Origin of the sequence: Nonomuraea sp. NPDC050153, from assembly GCF_044460125.1 — a bacterium.
Lineage (GTDB): Bacteria > Actinomycetota > Actinomycetes > Streptosporangiales > Streptosporangiaceae > Nonomuraea.
Genome location: NZ_JBITJQ010000001.1, coordinates 651273 through 675047, shown reverse-complemented (window position 1 = coordinate 675047; position 23775 = coordinate 651273). Strand labels below are relative to the sequence as shown.

Annotated in this window: 20 protein-coding genes and 1 pseudogene; 17 read left to right on the top strand and 4 right to left on the bottom strand. The window is 72.6% G+C overall.

What is annotated here, in order from left to right; genetic code table 11:
* Nucleotides 1-10: 10 nt before the first annotated feature.
* Complete coding sequence (locus ACIBQ1_RS03175; protein ID WP_397274279.1) at nt 11-790, top strand: ion transporter; 780 nt, start codon at nt 11-13, stop codon at nt 788-790.
* A 66-nt stretch (nt 791-856) separates the two neighbouring features.
* Here the strand turns inward: ACIBQ1_RS03175 and rpsD are convergent, their stop codons facing one another.
* On the bottom strand, nt 857-1471 hold the full coding sequence (rpsD, locus tag ACIBQ1_RS03170) for a 30S ribosomal protein S4 (RefSeq protein WP_397274553.1): 615 nt from the start codon (nt 1469-1471) through the stop codon (nt 857-859).
* Nucleotides 1472-1539: 68 nt separating this feature from the next.
* Here rpsD and ACIBQ1_RS03165 point away from each other — a divergent pair, with 68 nt between their 5' ends.
* The 4 genes and pseudogenes from ACIBQ1_RS03165 to ACIBQ1_RS03150 all read left to right on the top strand — a co-directional run.
* Nucleotides 1540-2241: a DUF2470 domain-containing protein gene (locus ACIBQ1_RS03165; RefSeq protein ID WP_397274278.1), complete on the top strand. Its 702-nt coding sequence runs from the start codon at nt 1540-1542 to the stop codon at nt 2239-2241.
* Nucleotides 2242-2310: 69 nt separating this feature from the next.
* The gene (locus tag ACIBQ1_RS03160; RefSeq protein WP_397274277.1) at nt 2311-2883 is read left to right on the top strand and encodes a hypothetical protein; all 573 of its coding nucleotides are present in this window, start codon (nt 2311-2313) and stop codon (nt 2881-2883) included.
* A 172-nt stretch (nt 2884-3055) separates the two neighbouring features.
* Entirely contained in the window at nt 3056-4450 is a 1395-nt protein-coding gene (locus ACIBQ1_RS03155; protein ID WP_397274276.1) for an MFS transporter, read from the top strand.
* A gap of 146 nt (nt 4451-4596) precedes the next feature.
* A pseudogene (locus ACIBQ1_RS03150) lies at nt 4597-4968 on the top strand (ATP-binding cassette domain-containing protein); the annotation flags it as partial.
* On the opposite strand, the gene ACIBQ1_RS03145 reads toward ACIBQ1_RS03150, so the two are convergent.
* Nucleotides 4965-6170, bottom strand: coding sequence for an ROK family protein (locus ACIBQ1_RS03145; RefSeq protein WP_397274275.1), 1206 nt, complete (start codon nt 6168-6170; stop codon nt 4965-4967). The pseudogene ACIBQ1_RS03150 and the gene ACIBQ1_RS03145 overlap by 4 nt on opposite strands.
* Nucleotides 6171-6322: 152 nt before the next feature.
* On the opposite strand from ACIBQ1_RS03145, the gene zwf reads away from it, so the two are divergent.
* From zwf to eda, 4 genes are all read left to right on the top strand, one after another.
* Entirely contained in the window at nt 6323-7789 is a 1467-nt protein-coding gene (gene zwf / locus ACIBQ1_RS03140; protein WP_397274274.1) for a glucose-6-phosphate dehydrogenase, read from the top strand.
* Nucleotides 7790-7830: 41 nt separating this feature from the next.
* Entirely contained in the window at nt 7831-9774 is a 1944-nt protein-coding gene (gene edd, locus ACIBQ1_RS03135; RefSeq protein WP_397274273.1) for a phosphogluconate dehydratase, read from the top strand.
* 115 nt (nt 9775-9889) lie between these two features.
* Entirely contained in the window at nt 9890-10855 is a 966-nt protein-coding gene (gene glk / locus ACIBQ1_RS03130) for a glucokinase (RefSeq protein WP_397274272.1), read from the top strand.
* A gap of 81 nt (nt 10856-10936) precedes the next feature.
* On the top strand, nt 10937-11548 hold the full coding sequence (gene eda, locus ACIBQ1_RS03125; RefSeq protein ID WP_397274271.1) for a bifunctional 4-hydroxy-2-oxoglutarate aldolase/2-dehydro-3-deoxy-phosphogluconate aldolase: 612 nt from the start codon (nt 10937-10939) through the stop codon (nt 11546-11548).
* Nucleotides 11549-11586: 38 nt separating this feature from the next.
* Here the strand turns inward: eda and ACIBQ1_RS03120 are convergent, their stop codons facing one another.
* The gene (locus ACIBQ1_RS03120) at nt 11587-12495 is read right to left on the bottom strand and encodes a LysR family transcriptional regulator (protein ID WP_397274270.1); all 909 of its coding nucleotides are present in this window, start codon (nt 12493-12495) and stop codon (nt 11587-11589) included.
* A gap of 85 nt (nt 12496-12580) precedes the next feature.
* Between ACIBQ1_RS03120 and ACIBQ1_RS03115 the strand changes: the two genes are divergently transcribed.
* The 7 genes from ACIBQ1_RS03115 to ACIBQ1_RS03085 all read left to right on the top strand — a co-directional run bounded on the left by ACIBQ1_RS03115 (nt 12581) and on the right by ACIBQ1_RS03085 (nt 21384).
* Nucleotides 12581-13441: an FAD binding domain-containing protein gene (locus tag ACIBQ1_RS03115; RefSeq protein ID WP_397274269.1), complete on the top strand. Its 861-nt coding sequence runs from the start codon at nt 12581-12583 to the stop codon at nt 13439-13441.
* Between the two features lies 1 nt (nt 13442).
* Nucleotides 13443-13964 carry a (2Fe-2S)-binding protein gene (locus ACIBQ1_RS03110; protein WP_397274268.1) on the top strand — a complete coding sequence of 174 codons (522 nt, stop codon included), beginning with the start codon at nt 13443-13445 and terminating at the stop codon, nt 13962-13964.
* On the top strand, nt 13961-16309 hold the full coding sequence (locus ACIBQ1_RS03105; protein ID WP_397274267.1) for an aerobic carbon-monoxide dehydrogenase large subunit: 2349 nt from the start codon (nt 13961-13963) through the stop codon (nt 16307-16309). Before ACIBQ1_RS03110 ends, ACIBQ1_RS03105 begins: the two co-directional genes overlap by 4 nt.
* 67 nt (nt 16310-16376) lie before the next feature.
* Nucleotides 16377-17108: an XdhC family protein gene (locus tag ACIBQ1_RS03100; RefSeq protein WP_397274266.1), complete on the top strand. Its 732-nt coding sequence runs from the start codon at nt 16377-16379 to the stop codon at nt 17106-17108.
* An 84-nt stretch (nt 17109-17192) separates the two neighbouring features.
* Complete coding sequence (locus ACIBQ1_RS03095; RefSeq protein WP_397274265.1) at nt 17193-17984, top strand: IclR family transcriptional regulator; 792 nt, start codon at nt 17193-17195, stop codon at nt 17982-17984.
* A gap of 212 nt (nt 17985-18196) precedes the next feature.
* Complete coding sequence (locus ACIBQ1_RS03090; RefSeq protein WP_397274264.1) at nt 18197-19363, top strand: cytochrome P450; 1167 nt, start codon at nt 18197-18199, stop codon at nt 19361-19363.
* Between the two features lie 110 nt (nt 19364-19473).
* Nucleotides 19474-21384: a protein kinase gene (locus ACIBQ1_RS03085; protein WP_397274263.1), complete on the top strand. Its 1911-nt coding sequence runs from the start codon at nt 19474-19476 to the stop codon at nt 21382-21384.
* A gap of 18 nt (nt 21385-21402) precedes the next feature.
* Here ACIBQ1_RS03085 and ACIBQ1_RS03080 read toward each other — a convergent pair whose 3' ends face one another.
* Nucleotides 21403-22305 carry a D-isomer specific 2-hydroxyacid dehydrogenase family protein gene (locus ACIBQ1_RS03080; protein WP_397274262.1) on the bottom strand — a complete coding sequence of 301 codons (903 nt, stop codon included), beginning with the start codon at nt 22303-22305 and terminating at the stop codon, nt 21403-21405.
* A gap of 107 nt (nt 22306-22412) precedes the next feature.
* Between ACIBQ1_RS03080 and ACIBQ1_RS03075 the strand changes: the two genes are divergently transcribed.
* Nucleotides 22413-23714 (top strand): acyltransferase family protein, encoded by a 1302-nt coding sequence (locus ACIBQ1_RS03075; protein ID WP_397274261.1) that lies wholly within the window; start codon nt 22413-22415, stop codon nt 23712-23714.
* Nucleotides 23715-23775: the final 61 nt, after the last annotated feature.

The window sequence follows — 23775 nt, the reverse complement described above, 5'->3', positions numbered from 1 at the left end:
GCCTGCCCCCGTGCGTGAACGCACAGCCGCCTTCCTCGCCCGCGAAAGCTTCCAGCGGTTCATCGTCGGCGTCATCCTGCTCAACGCGGCCACGCTGGGTCTCGAGACCTTCCCCGCCGTCGTCTCGCGCTTCGGCCACCTGCTCACCGTGGTCGACCACATCGCGCTGTACGTCTTCGCCGTCGAGCTGATCGCCAAGATCTACGTCGAGCGTTCGAGGTTCGTCCGCGACCCGTGGAACGTGTTCGACGCCGCGATCGTCCTCATCGCCTTCCTGCCCGCCTCGGGCGGCCTGTCCGTGCTGCGCTCGCTGCGCATCCTGCGCGCACTGCGGCTGCTGTCGGTGGTGCCGAGCCTGCGCCGCGTCGTCTCGGCGCTGCTGCGCGCGATGCCCGGGATGAGCTCGATCGTGGTGCTGCTCGGCCTGGTGCTCTACGTGGCCGCCGTCATGGCCACCAAGCTCTACGGGAGCTCCGCCCCCGAGCGCTTCGGCAGCCTGCCGACCTCGCTGTTCACCCTCTACCAGACGATGACCGGCGACGACTGGGGCAACATCGCCAGGGAGGTGATGACCAGCCACCCGTCGGCCTGGGTCTTCTTCACCATCTTCATCCTGATCTGCACGTTCGTGATCCTGAACCTCTTCATGGCCGTGGTCGTCAGCGCCATGGACGAGGAGAACGCCGAGGAGCGCGCCGTGCTGGAGGACACCAGCGAGCACACCCAGCTGATCCTCGACGAGCTGACCGCGCTGCGCAAAGAGGTCGCCGAGCTACGCCGGCTGGGCTGAGCCGGCCGGGCCCCCGCGCGCGCGCTGCAGGGTCTGCGAGGCGCCGACCCTGCAGGTGACTCACGGCTAACGAGAATAGAACTCCACGACGAGCTGCTCGTCCACGGGCACCGCGATCTGCTCGCGTTCTGGGCGGTTCGTCAGGGTGAATGTGAGATTGGCGTGGTCGACGGAGAGGTAGGGCGCGATGCGCTCGTCGGCGTACACGCCCTCGGCGGCGGCCACGAACGGCTGCATCCTGCGGGACCGCTCCCGCACCGTGATCACCTGTCCGGGCTTGACCAGGTAGCTGGGGATGTCCACCTTGCGGCCGTCCACGGCGATGTGGCCGTGGTTGATGTACTGCCGGGCCGCGTAGATGGACGGCGCCAGCCCCGCGCGCAGCACGAGCGAGGCCAGCCGGATCTCCAGCAGCGTGACCAGCTCGGCGCCGGAGGCGCCCGGCTTGCGGACGGCGAGGTCCCAGTAACGGCGCAGCTGCCGCTCGGACACGTCGTAGTACCAGCGCAGCTTCTGCTTCTCCATCAGCCGCAGCCCGTAGTCGCCGGTGCTGCGGCGGTTGGTCTTGCGGCCGTGCTCACCCGGCGGGTAAGGGCGCTGTTCGAAGTAGCGGACGGCTTTCCTGGTCAGCGGGACGCCCGCGCGTCGGGACAGTCGCACCTTGGGGCCGGTGTAGCGCACGTTCACCTCAATGTGATTAGGTAATCCTTACTTAGGAGAGCCTAACCTATCATTGGAACGGAGGGCCCATGCTGCCAATCCCCGAGCGGGTCCGCACCATCGCCGCGACCGCGAGCGTCGCCAAGCTGTCCGTCGACGGCGCCCCCTCCCCGGCCCGGGGAGGCGTGGACGAGCGTGGCCGGCCCGTGCTCCTGGTGCTGCCCGGCGAGTCCCTGCACCGCCTGCGCGAGGACGCCGTCGTAGCGGTGAACCTGACGGCGATGCGGCAACTGGGCGACGTCACCCACCCGCGCGGGCTGCTGGAGGTGCAGGGGTGGGCGGAGGCCGTGCCCGAGGGCGAGGCCCGCGGCGCGGCGGTCGCGGTGGCCGCCCACAGCGCCGACGAGAGCCTGTTCGACGCGCTGGAGCGGTTCGGGGAGCCGGCCGCGCCCCGGCTGCTGCGGCTGGACGTGGGGCAGGTCGTGTACCTGACCGGGCAGGAGTCGGGGCTGCTGGACGCCGACGACTACCTGGGCGCGGCGCCGGACCCGCTGGCGCAGACGGCCGAGCGGGTGCTCGCGCACGTCAACGCCTCGCACCGGGCGCAGCTCACCGCGGGCGTGTCCCGGCAGCTCGGCGAGGAGGCCGGCGAGGTGTGGCTGTGGGAACTGGACCGGTTCGGGGCGACCGTACGGGTGGACGAGTCGCTGATCCGCTTCCCGTGGCCGACCCCGGCCCGGTCCGACCTGTGCCTGGAGACGGCGCTGCGCGGGCTGCTCTGCAGCTGTTGATGATCACAATTGACTCCGATTTGTCCGGATCGGCCCTGGCACCGGCGCCACCTCTCTAGCATTTGAGGCGTGACTGGCACGGAGCGATCACCGGAACCCACCCCGTTCGCCGATGATTTCCCCGACGGGATCGGGCGGCGGGGCCGGGCGCTCATGGTCGCCGGCGCGCTGATCGGCACGCTCATGCTGGCCACGGCGGGGATCCTGGTGGGCGGGGCGTCCAGCGGCAAGCGGCTGGACGCGATCGACTGGCACCGTACCGGCCCCGGCTCCCGCGACGGCTCCATCCCGGTCGCCGCCGAGTCCCACGCCCGCACGGCGCCCACCACTCTCAGCTCCTCCGCGCGCCCGGCGCACACGCACCCGACGCAGTCCTTCTCGGCCGCGCGCCGCCCGACCCCGAAGCAGGCGCCCTCCGCGCGCCCGACGTCCCGGGCGACGCACTCCACGCGACCCACCCCGGCGGCCCCCGCCGGGCCCGCCGCCTCCCGCACGCCCACGCCGGAGCGGGTCACGATCACTCCGTCGGCGCAGCCGGCCCGCCCGTCCGTCACGCCGCCTCCCACCGCCGTGACGACCTCCGGTCGCACTCACACGCCGCCCGGCCACACGCGCCACCCCAGACACCACAAAACCCCTTAAAACCCATCTTTTACGGCTGCGCACGGTGGGCCGCACGCGCCGGCGCGCGCCCTTGACCGGCTCCGCCATGACACCCCTGATCGCCACGAAGAATCTTGGCCTGATTATGGAATGAAGCATTCCGTTCTGCTAATCTGGAACAGAACAAGCCGTTCCGATTCAGGAGGCCGCAATGACCGTCCTCGACACCCGCCCGGCGCAGACACCGGCCGCGTCCGAGCCCGCGCCCTACAAGTGGCGCTGGCCCGCGCTCGCGGTGGTCCTCGCCGGTTCGGTGATGGAGTTGCTCGACGCCACCGTCACCAACGTCGCGGGCCCGACGATGCGAGCCGACCTCGGCGGCGGCACCTCCCTGATCCAGTGGCTCGGCGCGGCCTACACCCTCGCCATGACCGCGGGCCTGCTGACCGGCGGGCGGCTCGGGGACATCGTGGGGCGCAAGCGCATGTTCCTCATCGGCGTCGTCGGGTTCACCGTGGGGTCGCTGCTGTGCGCCGTGGCCGCCACCCCCGAGACGATCATCGCGGCGAGGGTCGTGCAGGGCCTGTTCGGGGCGGCGATGATCCCGCAGGGCATGGGGCTGATGAAGGAGATGTTCCCGCCCAAGGAGCTGGCGGTCGCGATGGGGCTGTTCGGGCCGGTCATGGGGCTGTCCGCGGTGGGCGGGCCCATCCTGGCGGGCGCGCTGACCGGGGTCGACTGGCGGCTGATCTTCCTGATCAACCTGCCGATCGGGGCCGGCGCGGCGCTGGCCGCCCTGCGCTTCCTGCCCGCCTCCCGCCCGGTCAAGGGCGTGCGGCTCGACCTGCCGGGCGCCGCGCTGGCCTCCGCGGGCACCGTTCTCATGGTCTTCCCGCTGGTCCAGGGGCACGAGAGCGGCTGGCCGGCGTGGTCGTTCGCGATGATGGCGGGCTCGGCGGCGGTGTTCGCGGTCTTCGCGGCCTACGAGAGGCGCAGGGCCGGGCGTGGCGACGACCCGCTGGTGGCGCCCAGCCTGTTCGGCAAGCGGGCGTTCGTCTCCGGCATGGCGACCGGCACGATCTACTTCGCCGCCTTCACCGGGTTCTTCCTCGTGATCGGCCTCTACACCCAGCTCGGCCTCGGCTACTCCCCGCTGAAGGCGGCGCTGACCGGCGTGCCCTCGTCGCTGGGCATGATCGCGGGCATGGGCGTCGCGCAGGCCGCCAGGAGGCACGGCCGCAAGGTGCTGCTGGCCGGGGCGATCGTCATGGGGCTCGGCGTGATCGGTGTGATCGCCGTCGTCTCGCCCGGGGTCACGCCCTGGCAGCTCACCCCGGCGCTGGTGGTGGCCGGGCTGGGCAGCGGGCTGATCATGAGCCCGTACTTCAGCATCGTGATGGCCGCCGTCGAACCCCGGGAGACCGGCTCCGCCTCCGGCACGCTGACCGCGCTCCAGCAGGTGGGCGGCGCGCTGGGCCTGGCCGTGCTGGGCACCCTCTACTTCGGCACCGGGAGCGTCGCGATCACGCTGTGGGTGGCGGCCGGGATGATCGCCACGACGTTCGCGGTCGGCCTGATGCTCCCGAAGCAGGCCCGCGAGGACTGACGATCGCCCCCGAGAACGGCCGGCTCACCCGAGCCGGCCGTCTCCGCGTTCCAGGGACTGCTCGCTCCATGCCGTCCAGGAGGTAGCCCAGGCCCTCGTCGAACGTGGCGTCCCAGGCGTGGTCGAGGCCGCGCTCGGCCAGGGCCGGGCGCGCCGCGGCCGACGTGGTGATGCGGGAGCACGCGATGACCCGCAACGAGGCGATGGCGGCGCTGGCCCGCTACGAGCTGGCGCCGGCGGGCGGGCAGCCGTTCGAGACGTTGTCGGGCGGGCAGCAGGCGCGGCTGCAGATCCTGCTGCTGGAGCTGTCGGGCGCGACGCTGCTGCTGCTCGACGAGCCGACGGACAACCTGGACCTGGCCAGCGCGAAGGCGCTCCAGCAGGGGCTCGCGGGGTTCGAGGGGACGGTGCTGGCGGTCACGCACGACCGCTGGTTCGCCGCCGACCTCGACCGCTATCTGGTGTTCGGCGCCGACGGGCTCGTACGGGAGAGCGACGTCCCTCGCTGGGACCTCTAAGGGGCCGCGACGCGCTCGCGGCGCAGGGCCGAGACCGTCATGGTCTCGTCCACGGCGTCCGGCGAGAGCACGTGGTCGAGCACCATCACCGCGCACCCGCTGATGCCCGCGCCCGCCCCCAGCCGGCTGGGCTCGATGCGCAGCCGCCGGGTGGCCAGGGCCGTGGAGCGGCGGTAGACGACCTCGCGGATGCTCGACACCAGCGGCCCGAACGCCTCGGCCACGTCGCCGCCCAGCACCACCACCGACGGGTTGAGGATGTTGACCGCCCCGGCCAGCACCTCGCCGATATGGCGGCCGGCCTCGCGCACCGTGGCCATCGTCTCGGCGTCGCCCGCGCGCACCAGCGCGGTCACGTCCGCGATCGTCTTGACGTCCTTGCCCTGCGCCCGCAGGTCGCGCAGCAGCGCGACGCCGCTGGCCACCGAGTCGACGCAGCCGGTGTTGCCGCAGCGGCACAGCACGTCGCCGCCGTCGATCACGGGGATGTGCCCGATCTCGCCGGCCGCGCCCAGCGCGCCGCGCAGGATGCCGCCCCCGGCGATCACGCCCGCGCCGATCCGCGTCGAGATCTTCACGAACATCAGGTCGTCCAGGTCGGGGTAGGCGCCGCGGTGCTCGCCGATGGCCAGCACGTTCACGTCGTTGTCCACGAGCACGGGGACGGGGAAGCGGTCGCGGATGATCGGCGGGATCACCACGCCGGTCCACGAGGCCATCACGCGGGCGCTCTCGGTGCGCCCCTGAGCGAACTCGACCGTGGCCGGCACGCCCATCCCGACGCCTCTGAGCATCGAGCGGGGCCGGTCGCCGAGCAGCTCGTCCCAGGTGTCCATGATCACCGGGAGCACGACGTCGGGCCCCTGCTCCACGTCCATCGCGAACTCTCGCCCGGCCAGCTCCTGCCCCGCCAGGTCGCAGACGGCCACCCGGGTGCGGCTGGCGCCGAGCGCCGCCACCAGCACCACGCCGCCCGCGGCGTTGAACTCCAGCCGGACCGGCGGCCGCCCACCCGTGGACGGGGCGTCGTCGCGCTCCACGACCAGGCCGCGTTCCAGCAGCTCACCGACGCGCAGCTGCACCGCGGGGCGCGACAGGCCGGTCACCCGGCCCAGGTCGGCACGTGTCACGGCCTCTCCGGTGCGGATGAGGCGGAGCACCTCGCCACTGGTGGCAAGGGTCGCGGCGGTACGTCGAGGCATCGGCCAAGTGAATCACATGAGGTTAGGTCATGAAAAGTCCCGACTTTTTTATCTCAAATGCCAAAACTCCGCTTGTGTGAGACCCAAACTCTCGTTAGTGTCCGTTCTGTCCCTGCTTGGTAGATCAATCGGAGCCCGCAACCGTGTCCCCCGTGTCGACAACCAGCCCCGCCCACACCGCCGACCTCGTCGTCTTCGGCGGAACCGGCGACCTGTCCATGCGCAAGCTGCTCCCGGCGCTCTACCACAGCGACAGGGACGGCCGGCTCTCGCCGGAGACCCGCGTCATCGCCATGTCCAGGGGCGGCCTGACCGACGCCGACTTCCGCGGCAAGGTGGACGCCGAGGTACGCGACCGGGTCCCGATCGACGACCCCTCCGTGTGGCAGCGCTTCCTCGGCCGCCTGCACCACGTGTCGGTCGACGTCGGAGGCGCCGACAAGTCCGGCTGGGGGGCACTGAGCCGGCTGCTGGCCGGGCACGAGCAGCGTGACCGGGTCTTCTACCTGGCCAGCCCGCCCCGGACGTTCGGCCCCTTCTGCCGCGAGCTGGAGGAGGCCGGGCTGGTGACGCCGCGCTCGCGCGTGGTGCTGGAGAAGCCGCTGGGCCACGACCTGCCGAGCGCGCAGCGGATCAACGACGAGGTCGGCGCCATCTTCGAGGAGCGCCAGATCTTCCGGATCGACCACTACCTGGGCAAGGAGACCGTCCAGAACCTGCTGGTCCTGCGCTTCGCCAACGCCTTCCTCGAGCCGATCTGGAACTCCCTGTGGATCGACCACGTCCAGATCACCGCCGCCGAGACCGTCGGCACGCCGGGCCGGCGCGGCTACTACGACCACGCGGGCGCGCTGCGCGACATGGTGCAGAACCACCTGCTCCAGCTCCTCACGCTGACCGCGATGGAGCCGCCGGCCCGCAACGACCGCGAGGCCATCCGCGACGAGAAGGTCAAGGTCCTTCAGGCGCTGCGCCCGATCACGGGCACGGAGGTCGACCGCTTCACCGTGCGGGGCCAGTACACCGAGGCCGACGAGATGCCGGGCTACCTCGACGAGCCCGCCTCCACGCCGCCGACCGAGGCCTCGCGCCGGGTGGAGACGTTCACCGCGATCCGGGCCGAGATCAAGAACTGGCGGTGGGCGGGGGTGCCGTTCTACCTGCGGACCGGCAAGCGGATGCCGAACCGCAGGTCGGAGATCGTGGTGCAGTTCAAGGACGTGCCGCACTCCATCTACCCCGGCGGCACGCCCAACCGCCTGGTGCTGCGCCTGCAGCCGGAAGAGGGCATCGAGCTGCACATCATGGCCAAGGAGCCGGGCGCGGGCGAGGTCACGCTGAAGCCGGTCCCGCTGTCGCTGAGCTTCGGCAAGACGTTCACCGCGCGGGTGCCGGAGGCGTACGAGCGGCTGCTGACGGACGTGCTGGCCGGGAACCCGACGCTGTTCATGCGGCGTGACGAGGTGGAGGCGGCCTGGCGCTGGATCGACCCGATCCTGTCGGCCTGGGAGTCGTCGGAGGACCTGCCCGAGCCCTACCCCGCGGGGACCGCCGGCCCCGCCGGAGCCCACGAACTGCTCGGCCGCAGCGGTCGCGAGTGGCACGAGGAGGACGTGTGAACAATCGATTCCGGGTTCATGGACCCGACGAAGGAGGCACCGTGAACCCCGTCATCCAGGACGTCACCGACCGCATCGCCGAGCGCAGCGCCACCAGCCGGGCCGCCTACCTGGCGCGCATCCGGCGCGACGGCGCGGCCGCCAGGGCGAAGGGCCCGGCCCGCGCCCACCTCGGCTGCGCGAACCTGGCGCACGGCTTCGCGGGCGCGCCCGCCGAGGACAAGCTCGTGCTGCGCGGTACGGCGAAGCCGGGCGTGGCGATCGTGACCAGCTACAACGACATGCTCTCGGCGCACCAGCCGTACGAGACGTACCCGCCGGAGCTGAAGGCCGCGGTGCGCAAGGCCGGCGGCGTGGCGCAGGTGGCCGGCGGCGTGCCCGCGATGTGCGACGGCATCACGCAGGGGCGGCCCGGCATGGAGCTGTCCCTCTACAGCCGCGACGTGATCGCGATGGCGACCGCGATCGCGCTGTCGCACGACATGTTCGACTCGACGCTGCTGCTGGGCGTCTGCGACAAGATCGTGCCCGGCCTGTTCATCGGCGCGCTGCACTTCGGGCACCTGCCCGCGATCTTCGTGCCGGCCGGGCCGATGGCCTCGGGCCTGCCCAACAAGGTCAAGGCGCGCACCCGCCAGCTCTTCGCCGAGGGCAAGGTCGGGCGCCAGGAGCTGCTCGACGCCGAGGCGAAGTCGTACCACTCCCCCGGCACCTGCACCTTCTACGGCACCGCCAACTCCAACCAGGCGCTGATGGAGGTCATGGGCCTGCACCTGCCCGGCTCGACGTTCGTCAACCCGCACACCGAGCTGCGCCACGCCCTCACCGAGGTCACCGGGCGCCGCGCGGTGGAGATCACCGCGCACGGCTCGGAGTACACGCCGATCGGCGAGCTGGTCGACGAGAAGGCCATCGTGAACGCCTGCGTCGCCCTGCTGGCCACCGGCGGCTCCACGAACCACACCCTCCACCTGGTCGCCATGGCCGCCGCCGCGGGCATCGTGCTGACCTGGGACGACTTCGCCCACCTGTCGCAGGTCGTGCCGTCCCTCACCAAGATCTACCCGAACGGCCAGGCGGACGTGAACCACTTCCGCGACGCCGGCGGCATGCAGGTCCTCATCGGCGACCTGCTGGACGAGGGCCTGCTGCACGGGGACGTCATGACCGTGGCCGGCCCCGGCCTCGACCGCTACCGCGAGGCTCCCGAGCTGGTGGACGGCGAGCTGGTGTGGTCGCCGGTCACCGGCGGCAGCTCCGACCTGGACGTGCTGCGGCCGGTCGCGACGCCGTTCTCGCCGGACGGCGGGATCCACATGCTGTCGGGCAACCTGGGCCGGGCCGTCTCCAAGGTGTCGGCGGTCAAGCCGGAGCACCTGGTGATCGAGGCGCCGGCCAAGGTGTTCGACGACCAGCTGGACCTGCTGCGGGCGTTCGAGGCGGGCGAGCTGGACGGGCAGGACTTCGTGGCGGTCATCCGATACCAGGGGCCGAGCGCGAACGGCATGCCCGAGCTGCACAAGCTCACGCCGCCGCTGGCCGTGCTGCTGGACAGGGGCCAGCGGGTGGCGATCGTCACCGACGGCCGCATGTCCGGCGCCTCGGGAAAGGTGCCCGCGGCCATCCACCTGTCGCCCGAGGCCGCCGACGGCGGGCCGCTCGCCCTGGTGCGGGAGGGCGACGTGATCAGGCTGGACTCGTCGGCGGGGACGCTGGAGCTGCGGGTGCCCGCCGAGGAGCTGGCGCGCCGCGTGCCGCAGGGCCGCCCGCTGAGCGACGCGCAGTGGGTGGGAACCGGGCGCGAGCTCTTCGCGGCCTTCCGCCGGATGGCGGGGCACGCGGAGCAGGGCGCCGGGATCTTCGGCGTCAGCGGCGCCGAGTCGCCCGACCACGGTCCCGGCCTGGGCTTCCTCGCCGAGGCCGGGACCTCCCACCTGGAGACGGGCTCCCCGGTGGGCGCCCAGCACGCCGGGCTGGCGAGGTGACGGTCCGGAGGACGCCGGCTCACCGCCCCGTCTGGGGCGGCGTGAGCGTTCGTGAAATCATCCTTCGGTATATGGCGAGCGATCTTGACGCCGCCCTGGACGCCGGAGGTATGCGGTGAGTGCCTTTGACCTTCCGTGGCTGGTCGCCGACATCGGCGGGACCAACGCCCGGTTCGGCCTGGTCACCTCGTTGGGAGCGCGGCCGACGAACGTCGCGGTCCTGGCCGGGGCCGACTACGCGACCCTCCCCGAAGCCGTAGCCGCCTATCTCGCGCAGCACGCGGGCGGAGTGCGACCAGGGGCGGCGTGCCTGGCCGTGGCGGGACCGATCGACGGCGACCACTACCGGCTCACGAACTCCGCGTGGGCCGGGTCCGTACGGGATCTCGACGTGCCGTACGCGGTGCTGCTCAACGACTTCGAGGCGCTGGCCGGGTCGCTGCCGCACCTGGAGGGCGACGACCTGGTCTCGCTGGGCGGCCCCGAGCCGGGTCACGGCGTGAAGGCCGTGCTGGGGCCGGGGACCGGGCTCGGCGTGGGCGGGCTGGTGCCGTCCGAGCACGGCTGGACGCCGATCCCGGGCGAGGGCGGGCACGTCACGGTGCCCGTGGTGGACCGGCGTGAGCTGGAGATCGTCAAGGTGCTGCAGGCGCGGGGGCTGGCGCACGTGGTGGCCGAGCACGTGCTGTCCGGGCCCGGGCTGGTCCGGCTGCACCGGGCGCTGGCCCAGGTGAACGGCGTCACCGCCCCGGAGCTGACCGCCTCGGACATCGTGACCCGGCTGGACGACTCGCTGTGCGCGGAGACGGTGGAGGTGTTCTGCGGGATGCTGGGCAGCTTCGCCGGGAACGTGGCCCTGACGCTCGGCGCGCGCGGCGGGGTGTATCTGGGCGGCGGAGTGCTCCCCCGTATCGTGGAGCGCGTGCGCACCAGCAGCTTCAGGACGCGCTTCGCCGACAATCCCGACATGGCCCACTACCTGGAGGCCATCGGCACCGCGTTGATCGTCGCCCCGCAACCGGCGTTGACGGGCGCGGCGGCCTTGCTGTCCCAGCGCGCCCGCAGGGAACTGGTGGGGTGACACCAGTCGTCCGGGGTGGGTGCGCGGGACCTGTACGTGACTAGACGGCCGTGAACGGGCCGACGAGGAGAAGAAGAACTCATGAGCTTGCTCGATCTCGCCCCGGTGATCCCCGTCGTGGTGATCGACGACGTGGAGAGCGCGGTGCCGATGGCCAGGGCGCTGGTCGCCGGCGGCCTGCCGGTCATCGAGGTGACCCTGCGCACCCCGGCCGCGCGCGAGGCCATCGCCAGGATCGCGGCCGAGGTGCCCGACGCGACCGTGGGGGCGGGGACCATCCGCAGCTCGGAGGACATCTCGGCCTCGGTGGCCGCCGGGGCGAGGTTCCTGGTGTCGCCCGGCACGACCCTGTCGCTGGTCGAGGCGCTGGATTCGAGCGGCGTCCCGTACTTGCCGGGGGCGGCGACCGTGTCCGAGGTGATGGCGCTGGCCGAGCGGGGGGTCAAGGAGCTGAAGTTCTTCCCCGCCGAGGCCGCGGGCGGCGTCCCCTACCTCAAGGCGCTGGCCGGGCCGCTGCCGGACGTGCGGTTCTGCCCGACGGGCGGGATCCGGGTGAACACGGCGGCCGACTATCTCGCGCTCCCGAACGTGGGGTGCGTCGGCGGCACCTGGCTGACCCCGGCCGACGCGCTGGCCACCGGTGACTGGGGCCGCGTGGAGAAGCTCGCCTCGGAGGCCGCGGCCCTGCGTTGAGTGCGGCGGCGACGAGCCGGTGGCTCAGGCGGTAGACCTCAGCTCCAGATTGACACGTGGATCGGCGGGCGGAAGCGGCTGCGGGGGATGCCTTCGTCCGGGGTGCGCATGAGCTGGGTGGCGGCCGGGGTGGTGAGGAAGTCCAGGAACGTGCCCGCCGCCGCCGATCGGTTCGGAGGTTCCAGGGTCGTGGCGTACCAGTACGCGGCCAGCGGGGTGGCGGCGGTCTCGATGGCCACCAGCTCGCCCCGGCGTAACTCGGAGGCCACCAGGTGGGCCGTGGCGGGCGCGACGCCGGAGCCCTCGGCGGCGGCCTTCCAGGCGGCCGTCTGGTTCGCGAAGACCCGCACCTGGGACTCCGGGACGCGCAGCAGCCGCAGCAGCCGGCTCGTGTCGCTCAGCGGGTCCGTCCCGGAGGGGCCGACCAGCCAGTGGTCGCGGCGGCCTCGGGGCGAGCCGACCACGATCAGTCGGCAGCGCAGCACTGGGCGGCTCGCCAGGCCCTCGCCCGTCACCTGGGCCCCGAGGGCGACGTCGGCCAGGCGGCTGGACAGCAGGAGCGGGATCTCGGCCGTGGCGGCCACGCCGGTGGTGGCGTCCACCGACTTGCGCTGGGTGAAGAGGCAGACGAGCGGCCCGGCCACGTACTCGGCGAGCCCGGCGTCCATGACCACGTGCAGTCCGGCGCCGCGGCCCGGCTGGACGGCGGCGACGGCCTCGGCCCCGAGCGCGACGATCTGGGCGGCGATCCCGAGCAGCCGCCGCCCGCCCTCCGTCAGCACCATCCGGTCGCCGGCGCGGGTCAGCAGCGGGTCGCCGAGGTGCCTGCGGAGCTGGGCCAGCGACTGGGAGACCGCGGGCTCGCTCACGCCCAGCGCCCGCGCCGCCGCCTTGACGGACCCCAGACGGGCGACGAAAACGAACGCGCCGAGCTGGCTGAGTGTCACTCACCCTTCATAGTTCTCCGGCCCGCATTAAGGAATCCCTTATTTGCGGATTGTCGCGACAAATCGGCACCAGCAATGTGCAGTCATGCAGGTTCCCGCGAGGTTCGAATACGAGAGAGCGGACAGCGTGCCGCACGCGCTCGAACTGCTGGCGCGCTACGGCCCCGAGGCCAGGATCGTCGCAGGTGGGCACAGCCTCATCCCGATGATGAAGCTGCGCCTGGCCCAGCCGGAGGCGTTGATCGACATCAACGGGCTGGCCGAGCTGGGGCGGATCGCCGTCGAGGGTGACGAGCTGGTCATTGGCGCGCTGGTACGTCACGCAGAGCTGCTGGACAGCAGCACCGCCACCGACCTTTTCCCGATATTTCGGGATGCGGAGCGAGTTATTGCCGACCCGATAGTGAGAAATCGGGGGACCGTTGGCGGCTCGTTGTGCCAGGGCGACCCTTCCGAGGATCTGGCCGCCGTCTTCTCGGCGTTACGGGCGCGGGCGGTCATCCAGGGCGCGGGCGGTCAGCGTACCGTGCCGATCAGAGACTTCCACGAGGGCCCGTACGAGACCGCCGTCGGGCCCGGCGAGCTGCTGGTACAGCTCCGCGTGCCGATCGCGGCGGGCACGGGCAGCGCGTACGAGAAGGTCGAGCGGCGCGTGGGCGACTGGCCGGTCGCCGCGGCCGGAGCGGTCGTCACGGTGCGGGACGGCGTGATCGCGCAGGCGGGCATCGGGCTGACCGCGGTCGGCGCCGAGCACTTCTGCGCCCCCGAGGCCGAAAGTCACCTCGAAGGCAGGCCGCCCGGCGAGGAGGCGTTCGCGGAGGCCGGCAGGATCGCCGCCGAGCACTGCGACCCCCACGCCGACCAGCGCGGCCCCGCCGACTACAAGCGCCACCTGACCGCCGAGCTGACCCGGCGGGCACTGGCCCGGGCAGCGGGGAGGATCTGACATGCGCATCACGGTCTCGGTGAACGGGCAGCCGTACACCAGAGAGGTCGAGCCCAGGCTGCTCCTCGTGCACTTCCTGCGCGACGAGCTGGGCCTGACCGGCACCCACTGGGGCTGCGACACCTCCAACTGCGGCGTCTGCACGGTGCAGCTCGACGGCGTGCCGGTCAAGTCGTGCACGGTGCTGGCGGTGATGGCCGACGGCCACGAGGTGACCACCGTGGAGGGCCTGGAAAAGGACGGGGAGCTGGACGCGGTGCAGAAGGGGTTCGTGGAGTGCCACGGGCTGCAGTGCGGGTTCTGCACGCCCGGCATGCTGCTGACCGCACGCGCGCTGCTCGACCGCGTGCCCGACCCCGACGAGGCCCGGATCCGCGAGGCCATCTCCGGGCAGCTGTGCCGCTGCACCGGCTACGAGAACATCGTCCGGTCCATCAGATGGGCGGCACAGGCGAGTCTGAATGTCGCCGAGTCCGCGACGGATCTGAATGTCGCCGAGTCCGCGACGGAGGCGAAATCATGAGCTACGGGCGCATGCACCGTAAAGAGGACGCCCGCTTCATCAGGGGCCGCGGCAACTACACCGACGACGTCCGGCTGCCCGGCATGCTGTACGGCGCCGTGCTGCGCAGCCCGCACGCCCACGCCAGGATCGTCTCCGTCGACACGAGCGCGGCCGAGGCCCACCCGAAGGTCAAGGCCGTCATCACCGGGCAGACCCTGGCCGGGCTCGGCCTGGCCTGGATGCCGACGCTGTCGCAGGACACCCAGGCGGTGCTGGCCACGGACAAGGTGCGCTTCCAGGGCCAGGAGGTCGCGTTCGTGGTGGCCGAGGACGCCTACTCGGCCCGCGACGCGCTGGAGCTCATCGACGTCGAGTACGACCCCCTCGACGCCGTCATCGACGCCAGGAAGGCCCTCGAACCGGACGCCCCGGTCATCCGGGACGATCTCGAAGGGCGTACCGGCAACCACATCTTCGACTGGGAGGCCGGCGACCGCGCCCGCACCGACGCCCTCTTCGAGCAGGCGGAGGTGACGGTCGCCCAGGACCTGCTCTATCCGCGCGTGCACCCGGCGCCGCTGGAGACGTGCGGCGCGGTCGCGGACTTCGACAAGGTCACCGGCAAGCTGACCGTCTGGTGCCCCACGCAGGCACCGCACGCCCACAGGACGCTGTACGCGATGGTGGCCGGGCTGCCCGAGCACAAGATCCGGGTGATCTCGCCGGACATCGGCGGCGGCTTCGGCGGAAAAGTCGGGATTTATCCGGGCTACGTCTGCGCCATCGTCGGCTCGATCGTCACCGGCAAGCCGGTCAAATGGATGGAAGACCGCTCCGAGAACCTCATGAGCACCGCCTTCGCCCGCGACTACCACATGCGCGGCGAAGTGGCCGCGACGCGGGACGGCCGGATCCAGGCGATCAGGGTCAAGGTGACCGCCGACCACGGCGCGTTCAACGGCACCGCCCAGCCGACCAAGTTCCCGGCCGGCTTCTTCCACGTCTTCTCCGGCTCGTACGACATCGAGGCCGCCCACTGCGAGGTCACCGGCGTCTACACGAACAAGGCCCCCGGCGGCGTCGCCTACGCCTGCTCCTTCCGCGTCACCGAGGCCGTCTACCTGGTCGAGCGCATGATCGACGTGCTGGCCGCCGAGCTGGACCTCGACCCGGCCGACCTGCGGATGCGCAACCTGCTCAGACCCGAGCAGTTCCCGTACCACTCCCCCACCGGCTGGGAGTACGACTCCGGCGACTACCCCAAGGCGCTGCGCCTGGCCATGGACATGGCCGGCTACGACAAGCTCCGCGCCGAGCAGGCCGACAGGCGGGCCAGGGGCGAGCTGATGGGCATCGGCGTCAGCTTCTTCACCGAGGCCGTCGGGGCCGGCCCGCGCAAGCACATGGACATCCTCGGCCTGGGCATGGCCGACGGCGCCGAACTGCGGGTGCACCCCACGGGCAAGGCCGTGCTGCGGGTCTCGTGCCAGTCGCAGGGCCAGGGGCACGAGACCACGTTCGCCCAGATCGTCGGGCAGGAGCTGGGCATCCCGGCCGACGACGTGGAGGTGGTGCACGGCGACACCGACCAGACGCCGTTCGGCCTGGGCACGTACGGCTCGCGCTCCACCCCCGTCTCCGGCGCGGCCACGGCCATCGTGGCCAGGAAGGTGCGCGACCGCGCCAAGATCGTGGCGGCGGCCATGCTGGAGGCCGCTCCGGAGGACCTGGAGTGGGCCGACGGCAGGTGGTCGGTGGTGGGCGACCCGTCCGCCGGCAGGTCGATGGCCGAGATCGCGCTGGCCGCGCACTCCAACCTGGAGCTGCCGGAAGGCGTCGAAGGCCACCTGGACGCGGTCACCGTCTACAACCCGCCCAACCTCACCTACCCGTTCGGCGCCTACATCTGCGTGGTCGACGTCGACCCCGGGACGGGGCAGGTGAAGGTGCGCAGGTTCGTGGCGGTGGACGACTGCGGCGTGCGGATCAACCCCATGATCGTCGAGGGGCAGATCCACGGCGGGCTGGCCGACGGGGTGGGGATGGCGCTCATGCAGGTGATGGCGTTCGACGAGGACGGCAACCACCTGGGGGCGTCGTTCATGGACTACCTGCTGCCGACCTCGATGGAGTGCCCGTCGTGGGAGCTGGGCGAGACCGTGACGCCCTCGCCGACGCACCCGATCGGGGCCAAGGGCGTGGGCGAGTCGGCCACCGTCGGGTCTCCCGCGGCGGTGGTCAACGCCGTGGTGGACGCGCTCAGGCCGTACGGTGTGCGGCACGCCGACATGCCGCTCACCCCGGCGAACGTCTGGCGCGTCATCAACGGCGACCCGTTCCGCACGGACCTGGCCATCCCGTGAGCGAGCGCAGCGAGCGAACAATCAGACACAGCCGAGTTTCGCTCATGCGTCCGACGGAGGAGGGCGCATGAGCGATTTCCTCGGCATGCCGACGTCCCGGCCGCGGCCGGCCGCCGACCTGGACGCCCGGGTCGCGCGGCTGCGGTCGGGGCGGGAGCCGTACGTGCTGGCCACGGTCGTGCGGGCGCAGCGGCCGACCAGCGCGAAGGCGGGCGACCGCGCGCTGGTGCTGCCGGACGGGACGATCGAGGGGTTCGTCGGCGGCGTCTGCGCCACCGACACCGTCCGGGCGCAGGGCCTGCGGCTGCTCGAACCCCGGCACGCGGGGCGGGCGACGCTGCTGCGCATCACGCCGGAGGCGGGCGAACCGCACGAGGAGGACGGCCTGGTCGCCGTGGGCCAGCCGTGCCTGTCCGGCGGCACGCTGGAGATCTTCCTGGAGGCCGTACTCCCTCCCGCGCTGGTCCACGTGCACGGCGACAGCCCCATCGCCCGGGCCTTCGCCGCCGTCGGCACGGCGCTGGGGTACCAGATCGAGACCGGTCCCGGGGTCGCCCCCGGCACCGACGCCGTCCTGGTCGCCTCGCACGGGATCGGCGAGGAGCCGGTCCTGCGCGACGCGCTGGCCAAGGGCGTCCCGTACATCGGGCTGATCGCCAGCCGCAGGCGCGGCGCGGCGGTGCTGGCGGGCGTGGAGGGAAGCGAGCGGGTGCGGGTTCCGGCGGGTCTGGACATAGGTGCCAGAACGCCCGGTGAAGTGGCGGTTTCCGTGTACGCCGAGATCATCAGCCTGCGTTAACGGACGGCAGCCGGGTACGCCAAGGGAAGGACAACCGCAACCCCGGGAAGCCCCTTTCGCTCTCCGGAGAGCGAAAGGACATCAATGCCGACGGAACTGATCCGCCAAGAGCAGCGCATGACGGACGACCGCCCCGTTGCCCAGCCGGGCAGCCTGGAGCGGGGGATCGACATCCTGCTGGCGCTCAGCACCGCTTCCCACCCGGTCAGCCTCTCGCAGCTGTGCCGCACCACGGGCCTGCCCAAGACGACCGCCCACCGCATCCTGGGCGTGCTGTGCTCGCGCGAGCTGGCCAGGCGGGTCGGCAACGGCTATCTTCCGGGCGAGCTGCTGGAGACGATGGCCGGCATCACGCGGGCCCGCGTGCCCGGCACCCGCAAGGTCGTCCTGCCCTACCTGCTCTACCTGTGCGAGACCACCAGGCAGACGGTCAACCTGGCCGTCCCCTCCGGCCTGGAAGCCCGCTACGTCGAGCGCCTCTACAGCCACAACCGCGTCGACTCCCGTTCCGACGGCATGGACCGCGCGCCGCTCCACTGCACGGCGACCGGCAAGGCGCTGCTGGCCTTCGACCCGAGGCTGCGCCAGGAGCTGCTGGCGCGCGGCTCGTTCGAGCGGCTGACGCGCCGCACGATCACCACGTTGGCCGGGCTGGAGCGCGAGCTGGCCCAGGTCCGCCGGTACGGCGTGGCGTACTCGCAGGAGGAGTTCACCGAGGGCGTGGCGTGCGTGGCCGCGCCGGTGTTCGGCCCGGGCGGCCGGATCTGCATGTCCCTCGGAGTGGCCGCCCCCGCGGGCGCGGCGCCGCTCGCCAAGCTCGGCATCTCCGTGCGCGGCGCCGCCCAGGCCATCTCGGCCGCCCTGCTCGGCCCTTAGGCGTTCCGGCCATCGGAACGTTTCCGCGGCGCCCCGCCGGAAGTGTTCCGGTGGTCGAAACCCCTGATTGCGAACGCGGCGCCACGGGAGATCACATCGCCATATGGACTTCCATCCTGCTCCGGCCACCCGGGAGGCGCCCGCGGTCCGAGAGGTCCGGACCCGCCTGGCCACGGACCCGCGGGCGCCGGCCGGAACACGGAAGGCCGCGCGTGCCTAGGGGCCTCCCCCGGGCCACCGTGCTGGAGAGCCTGCGCCTGGCCTCCACGATCGTCCGGCCGGGCGTGCCGCACCTGATGCCCGGCCGCGACCCACTGCGCTCCCGCGCGCTGCTGGCCGAGCTCGAGTCCAGGTACGGCGGCCGCCCCGTCCTGGTGCGCGGCCGGCGCGGCCCGGCGCTGCTGGTCATCTCCAAGCGCGACGCCCTGCGCGTGCTGTCGGAGGAGGGCGAGTACGCGCAAGGCGTCGAACAGCGCCCCTTCGGCCTGCCGACCGACGTGCTGCGCCCGACGTTCATCGAGATCGCCAGGGAGGAGGCCGGGGAGCTCACCTCCGGCGTGGTGGACCACGACCGGCTGAACGCCCAGTGGCAGCGCGTGGCCAGGCGCTGCGTCTACGGCGACGGCGCCGCCGGCGACGTGGAGCTCACCCGCCTGCTGGCGGGCCTGACGCGGGCCGGCAGGTGGCGCGACAGGCGGCGCCAGGACCTCCTCTCGGGCCGGTACGGCGCCCGCCTCATCGACCACCTGCGCCGCGCCGAACCCGGCAGCCTGGCCGGCCTGATCGCGGAGACCCCCGGGCTGGCCCGCTCGCGCGGGCTCATGCAGGCGGCGTTCTGGCTGATGGGCCTCGGCGTGCTGTCGGCGGGGCTGATGCAGACCCTGGCGCTGCTGGCCGCCCATCCGGCCCAGCGCAAGTCGGCCCGCCGCGACGCCGACTACCTGCGGGCCTGCCTGCGCGAAGGGCTGCGCCTGTGGCCGCCGGTGCCGACGCTGTCGCGGGTCACCACCACCCGGACCGACTGGTACGGCACCACCCTGCCCGCCGGCACCACCGTGCTCGTGCCGGTCGCGGCGCACCAGCGCAGCCTGCGCCTGCCGTACGCGAACACGTTCGCCCCCGAGGTCTGGCTGGACGGCACCGTGGCGAACGAGTGGTGGGCGCGGTCGTTCAAGGGGCCGGGGTGCGACGGCGTGCACCTCACGCTCGCGGTCGGCACCGCCTTCCTGGCCGGCATCGTCCGTGCCGCCCGCCCCAAGCCGGTCGGGCGGCTCCTGTCCCCGCACCGCCCCCTCCCCTACGCCCTCAATCTCTCGCGCCTGCGGGTGACGATGCGCCCGTCGCGCATCCACGGCGCTCCCACGCCTGCTCAGAACTAGTGGCCACCGGGCAGGCACTTCCTCCGTTAGAGTCTTGGGTACAAAAGACGTGCCGGGCGGAGGAACGGTTCGGGTTGAGACGGGATGACGACGGCGAGAGGACGGCTACCTTGGGGCGCTCCGCAGGCACTCCGCTGGAGCCGGAAGATCCGCCGGCGATCGGCCCCTATGAGCTGATCAGCCGTCTCGGCTCCGGTGGCATGGGCGTGGTCTACCTCGCCAAGGCGGCCGACGGGTCGCGGGTGGCGCTCAAGGCGATCCGGCGCGACTACACCGCCGACCCGATCTACCGGGCGCGCTTCCACGAAGAGGTGTCCAACGCCCGCAAGGTGGCCTCGTTCTGCACGGCGCGCGTGCTCGACCACGGCGAGGACCGCGGCGTCCTCTACCTCGTCACCGAGTACATCGACGGCATCTCGCTCGAGGACCACCTGATCGAGCACGGGGCGCTGTCGCCGTCGGTGCTGCACTCCGCGGCGGTCGGCGTGGCCGCCGCGCTGACCGCGATCCACGCGGCCGGGCTCGTGCACCGCGACCTCAAGCCGGCCAACGTGATGCTGACGCTGGCCGGGCCCCGAGTGATCGACTTCGGGCTGGCGCGGTCGACGCACGTGAGCTCCCGGCACACCAACGCCGGCATGGTGATGGGCACGCCCGGGTGGATCGCTCCCGAGCAGGTCTTCGAGGGGCGCACCAGCCCGGCGGGCGACGTGTTCGCCTGGGGGTCGCTGATCGCCTACGCGGGGCTGGGCGGGCATCCGTTCGGCGAGGGCGACGCGTACGTGATGGCGGCCCGGGCCCGCAGCGCGCCGCCCGACCTGCGGGGGCTGCCCGCGCCCCTGGACCGGCTGGTGGCGGCGGCCATCCACCCCGACCCGGCGCGCCGGCCCGCGGCCAAGCAGCTGCTGCTGGAGCTGGTGGGGGCGGCCGACGAGCCCGCGGCGCAGCTCGCCGCGACCAAGCACCTGACCAACTCGTGGAACCCGTCGGACTTCCCGATGATGCCGCGGCAGCCGCACCCGATGCCGCCCGACCGCTCGGGCCAGGTGCCGGGCGCGGGCCGCCCGGGCCCGCCCCGCCGTCCCGAGGGGCGTGCCCCGCATGCCGAGCCGCGCGGCCCGCAGCCCCCGCCGCCCGCCGAACGCACCGGCCCCAAGCCGGGGGCGGCGAGCCACGTGCCGCCGGCCGAACGCACCGGCCCCAAGACCGGCATGATGCAGCCGCCCCCCGCCGAACGCACCGGGCCGACACCCGGGATGATGCCGCCACCGGCCGAGCGCTCAGGACCTAAACCGGGTCAGATGCCGCCACCGGCCGAGCGTCTGGGGCCCAAGCCGGGGCAGTTGCCACCGCTTGCGGAGCGGACCGGGCCCGTGCCCCCGGTTCACCATCCCGAGCGCACCGGCCCCGTGCCGGGGACCGGGCGGGGGCCGCGGGGGCCGCACCCGGATCTCACCGGGCCGGTCCCCCACCACCAGACCGGGCAGGGGCCGATGCCCCACCCCGCGGCCACCGGTCAGGGGCCGCTGCCGGGCTACCCGCCCGCCAAGCGCAAGCGGGGCGTGTTCGCGGGCTGCATGACCGCGTTGATCATCGCGTTCGTGGTGGTGGTCGGGCTGATCGTGGTGCTGACGTGGGCGCTGCGCTCGCCGGCGGCCGGCGAGGACGGCCCCGTGCAGGACGGCAAGCTGCGCTTCGCCGTCACCGGCACGAAGTGCCCCAAGCCCGCGAAGTCGGCGGCCACGCGCACCTGCCAGATCGGGGTACGCGTCAGCAACGTCGGCCAGGAGGCCAGGGTCCTCTACCCGGGCCAGCAGAAGCTGGTCGACGAGGACCGGGAGTTACACGGCGGCACCAAGCTGCTCGACCAGGACGGCAAGGAGATCACGCCGATCCGCATCGAGGCGGGCCAATCGTTCGCCGGCGCGCTGGTGTTCGAGCTGCCGAAGGACCTCGCCCCGGCCGCGCTCGAGGTGCACGACTCGGGGCTGAGCAGCGGGGCCCGGCTCAACCTCGGCTGAGCCGGCCCAGGAGAAGCGTCAGAACCCCCGGGACGGGGAGACCACACCCTCCAGCGGGGCGCCCTCGCCGAAGCGCCGCACGTTGGAGGTGACGCGCTCGGTCAGGCCGCGCCAGTAGGAGGAGGGCGGGTTCGCGGAGTGCGGCGTGATGAGCACGTTGTCCAGGCTCCACAGCGGATGCCCGTCGGGCAGCGGCTCGGGGTCGGTGACGTCGAGCGCCGCACCGCCGATGCGGCCCGCGCGCAGCGCGTCCACCAGCTCGCCGGTGACGACGAGGCTGCCTCTGGAGACGTTCACCAGCCAGGCGTCCTCCCGCATGAGCTCGAACTCGCGCTTTCCGAACATGCCCCTCGTCTCCGGCGTGGCCGGCGCCAGGACGACCACGTAGTCGGCCTGGGGCAGCACCTCGCGGTAGCGGGCGCGGGGCAGCACGAGGTCCGCGCCGGGCGCCTCACCGCTGTCGGTGACCGCCAGGACCCGGCAGCCGAACGGCTGCAGCATCGGCATGAGCGCCTGCCCGATGCCGCCGAAGCCGACGATCGCGACCGTCGAGCCCGCGAACTCCCTGGACGTCTTCGGCTCCCACGTCTTCGCCCTGGCCGACCGGTATAGGGCGCGGGCGGCGGCCAGCATCAGGGCCACCGAGTGCTCGGCCACCGGCAGGCCGTAGGAGCCGGTGGCGGCGGTGATGACCGGGTGCTCGGAGATGATCCCGGCCTCGGCGAAGCGCTCGATGCCCGCGCTCGGCAGCTGCACCCAGCGGATGCCGTCGTGGAGCATCGGCCGCAGTTGCTCGGGGCCGCCACCGTAGAAGACGATCGCCTCCGCCTCATCGAGCGGCACGACCCTGCCGCCCGCCCGCTGCACCGCTTCGATGAGCACGGGCACCGGCTCGGGTCCGACGTGGACGGCGACGGTCATGCTGGGGCCTCCTTCTCGCCACGGGATCATCAGCGTATCGGTGATGCCGGAGGACGCCGTTCTCCGGTCCCAGCATCTCTTCAGCCTTCGTGGGTAGGTTGGGGCGGGTGTCCGCTGTCGCCGCCCAGCCCGTCCCCGCCGCCTCCAGGCTCGCGTGGCTGGACGCGCTCAGGGGGATCGGCGCGCTGGCCGTGGTCGCCGAGCACCTTCTGCCGTGGTTCCTGCCGCAGCTCAGGCCGTACTGGTTCAACCTCGGCGTCTACGGCATCCTCGTGTTCTTCCTGGTCAGCGGCTACATCATCCCCACCTCCCTGGAACGCCACGGCGACGTGCGCAAGTTCTGGATCAGCCGGTTCTTCCGGCTCTACCCCCTCTACCTCGGTGTGATCGCCCTCGTGCTGGCGCTGGCCTGGTGGGTGCCGGTGCGGGCCGAGGTGCCCAGGGACGGCAGCGCGGTGGTGGCGCACGCGACCATGCTGCTCGACGTCGTGAACGTGGGCGGCGTGGCCGACACGATGTGGACGCTGTCGTACGAGATGGTCTTCTACCTCCTGGTCACCGCGCTGTTCCTGGTCAGAGGGCACGGCCGGAGCGGGCTGCTGTCGATGTCGTTCGGGGCGGGGGCCGTGGTCGTGGGGCTGGTGGCGTCGGGGGCGGTGCTGACCGGCGGCTGGCCCGCCTACGTCTCCGGCGCGGTGTTCGTGGCCGGGCTGGCGTGTGTCGTGTGGGGGCGCCTGCGCACGGCCGCCGCCTGCGTGCTGGGGCTGATGGCGCTGGCGTTGCTGCCGCTGAGCAGCCGGGTGCCGTGGCTCGGGGTGGCGGTGCTGGCGGTGATGTTCGCGGGCACGGCCATCCACCGGTGGGAACGGGGCCGCGGGCCGCTGTGGCCGGTGGCGGTGACGGCGGCGCTGGTGGCGGTCGCGCCCCTGTGGGCCGTCGAGGGCGGCTGGTGGTGGGTTCAGGCCGACGTCTGGCTGACGACGATCGCGCTGGCCGCGGGCACGTTCGCGGTGGGGATGGCGCTGCGCGGGCGGCGGCTGCCCAGGGTGCTGACCTGGCTCGGGCTGATCAGCTACTCGCTCTACCTGGTGCATCACCCGTTGTTGAAGTATTTCGTGGCGATCACCGGTGACCTGCGGTGGGCGGAGCCGGCGTACCAGCTCACGATGGCGGCGCTGGCCCTGACCGTGGTGCTGGCCGTCAGCACGCTCTCCTACAGGTACGTCGAACGGCCCATGCAGGAGCTGGGCCGCCGCCTCTCAGGCCGGAGCGCCCGCCGGCTCCAGGGCGAGGGCGACCGCCGGATGGCCGGACAGGACGCGCGACACGACGGGGTCCTCGGCGACGAGGAAGGCCAGGTGCCTGACCGCGTGCGCGACCACGTTGGTCAGGGCGACGCGCTCAGGTGACGGGGTGGCGGGGGCCTCGCCCCTGGCGATCTCCAGCACGGGCACCTCGACGGCGGGCAGC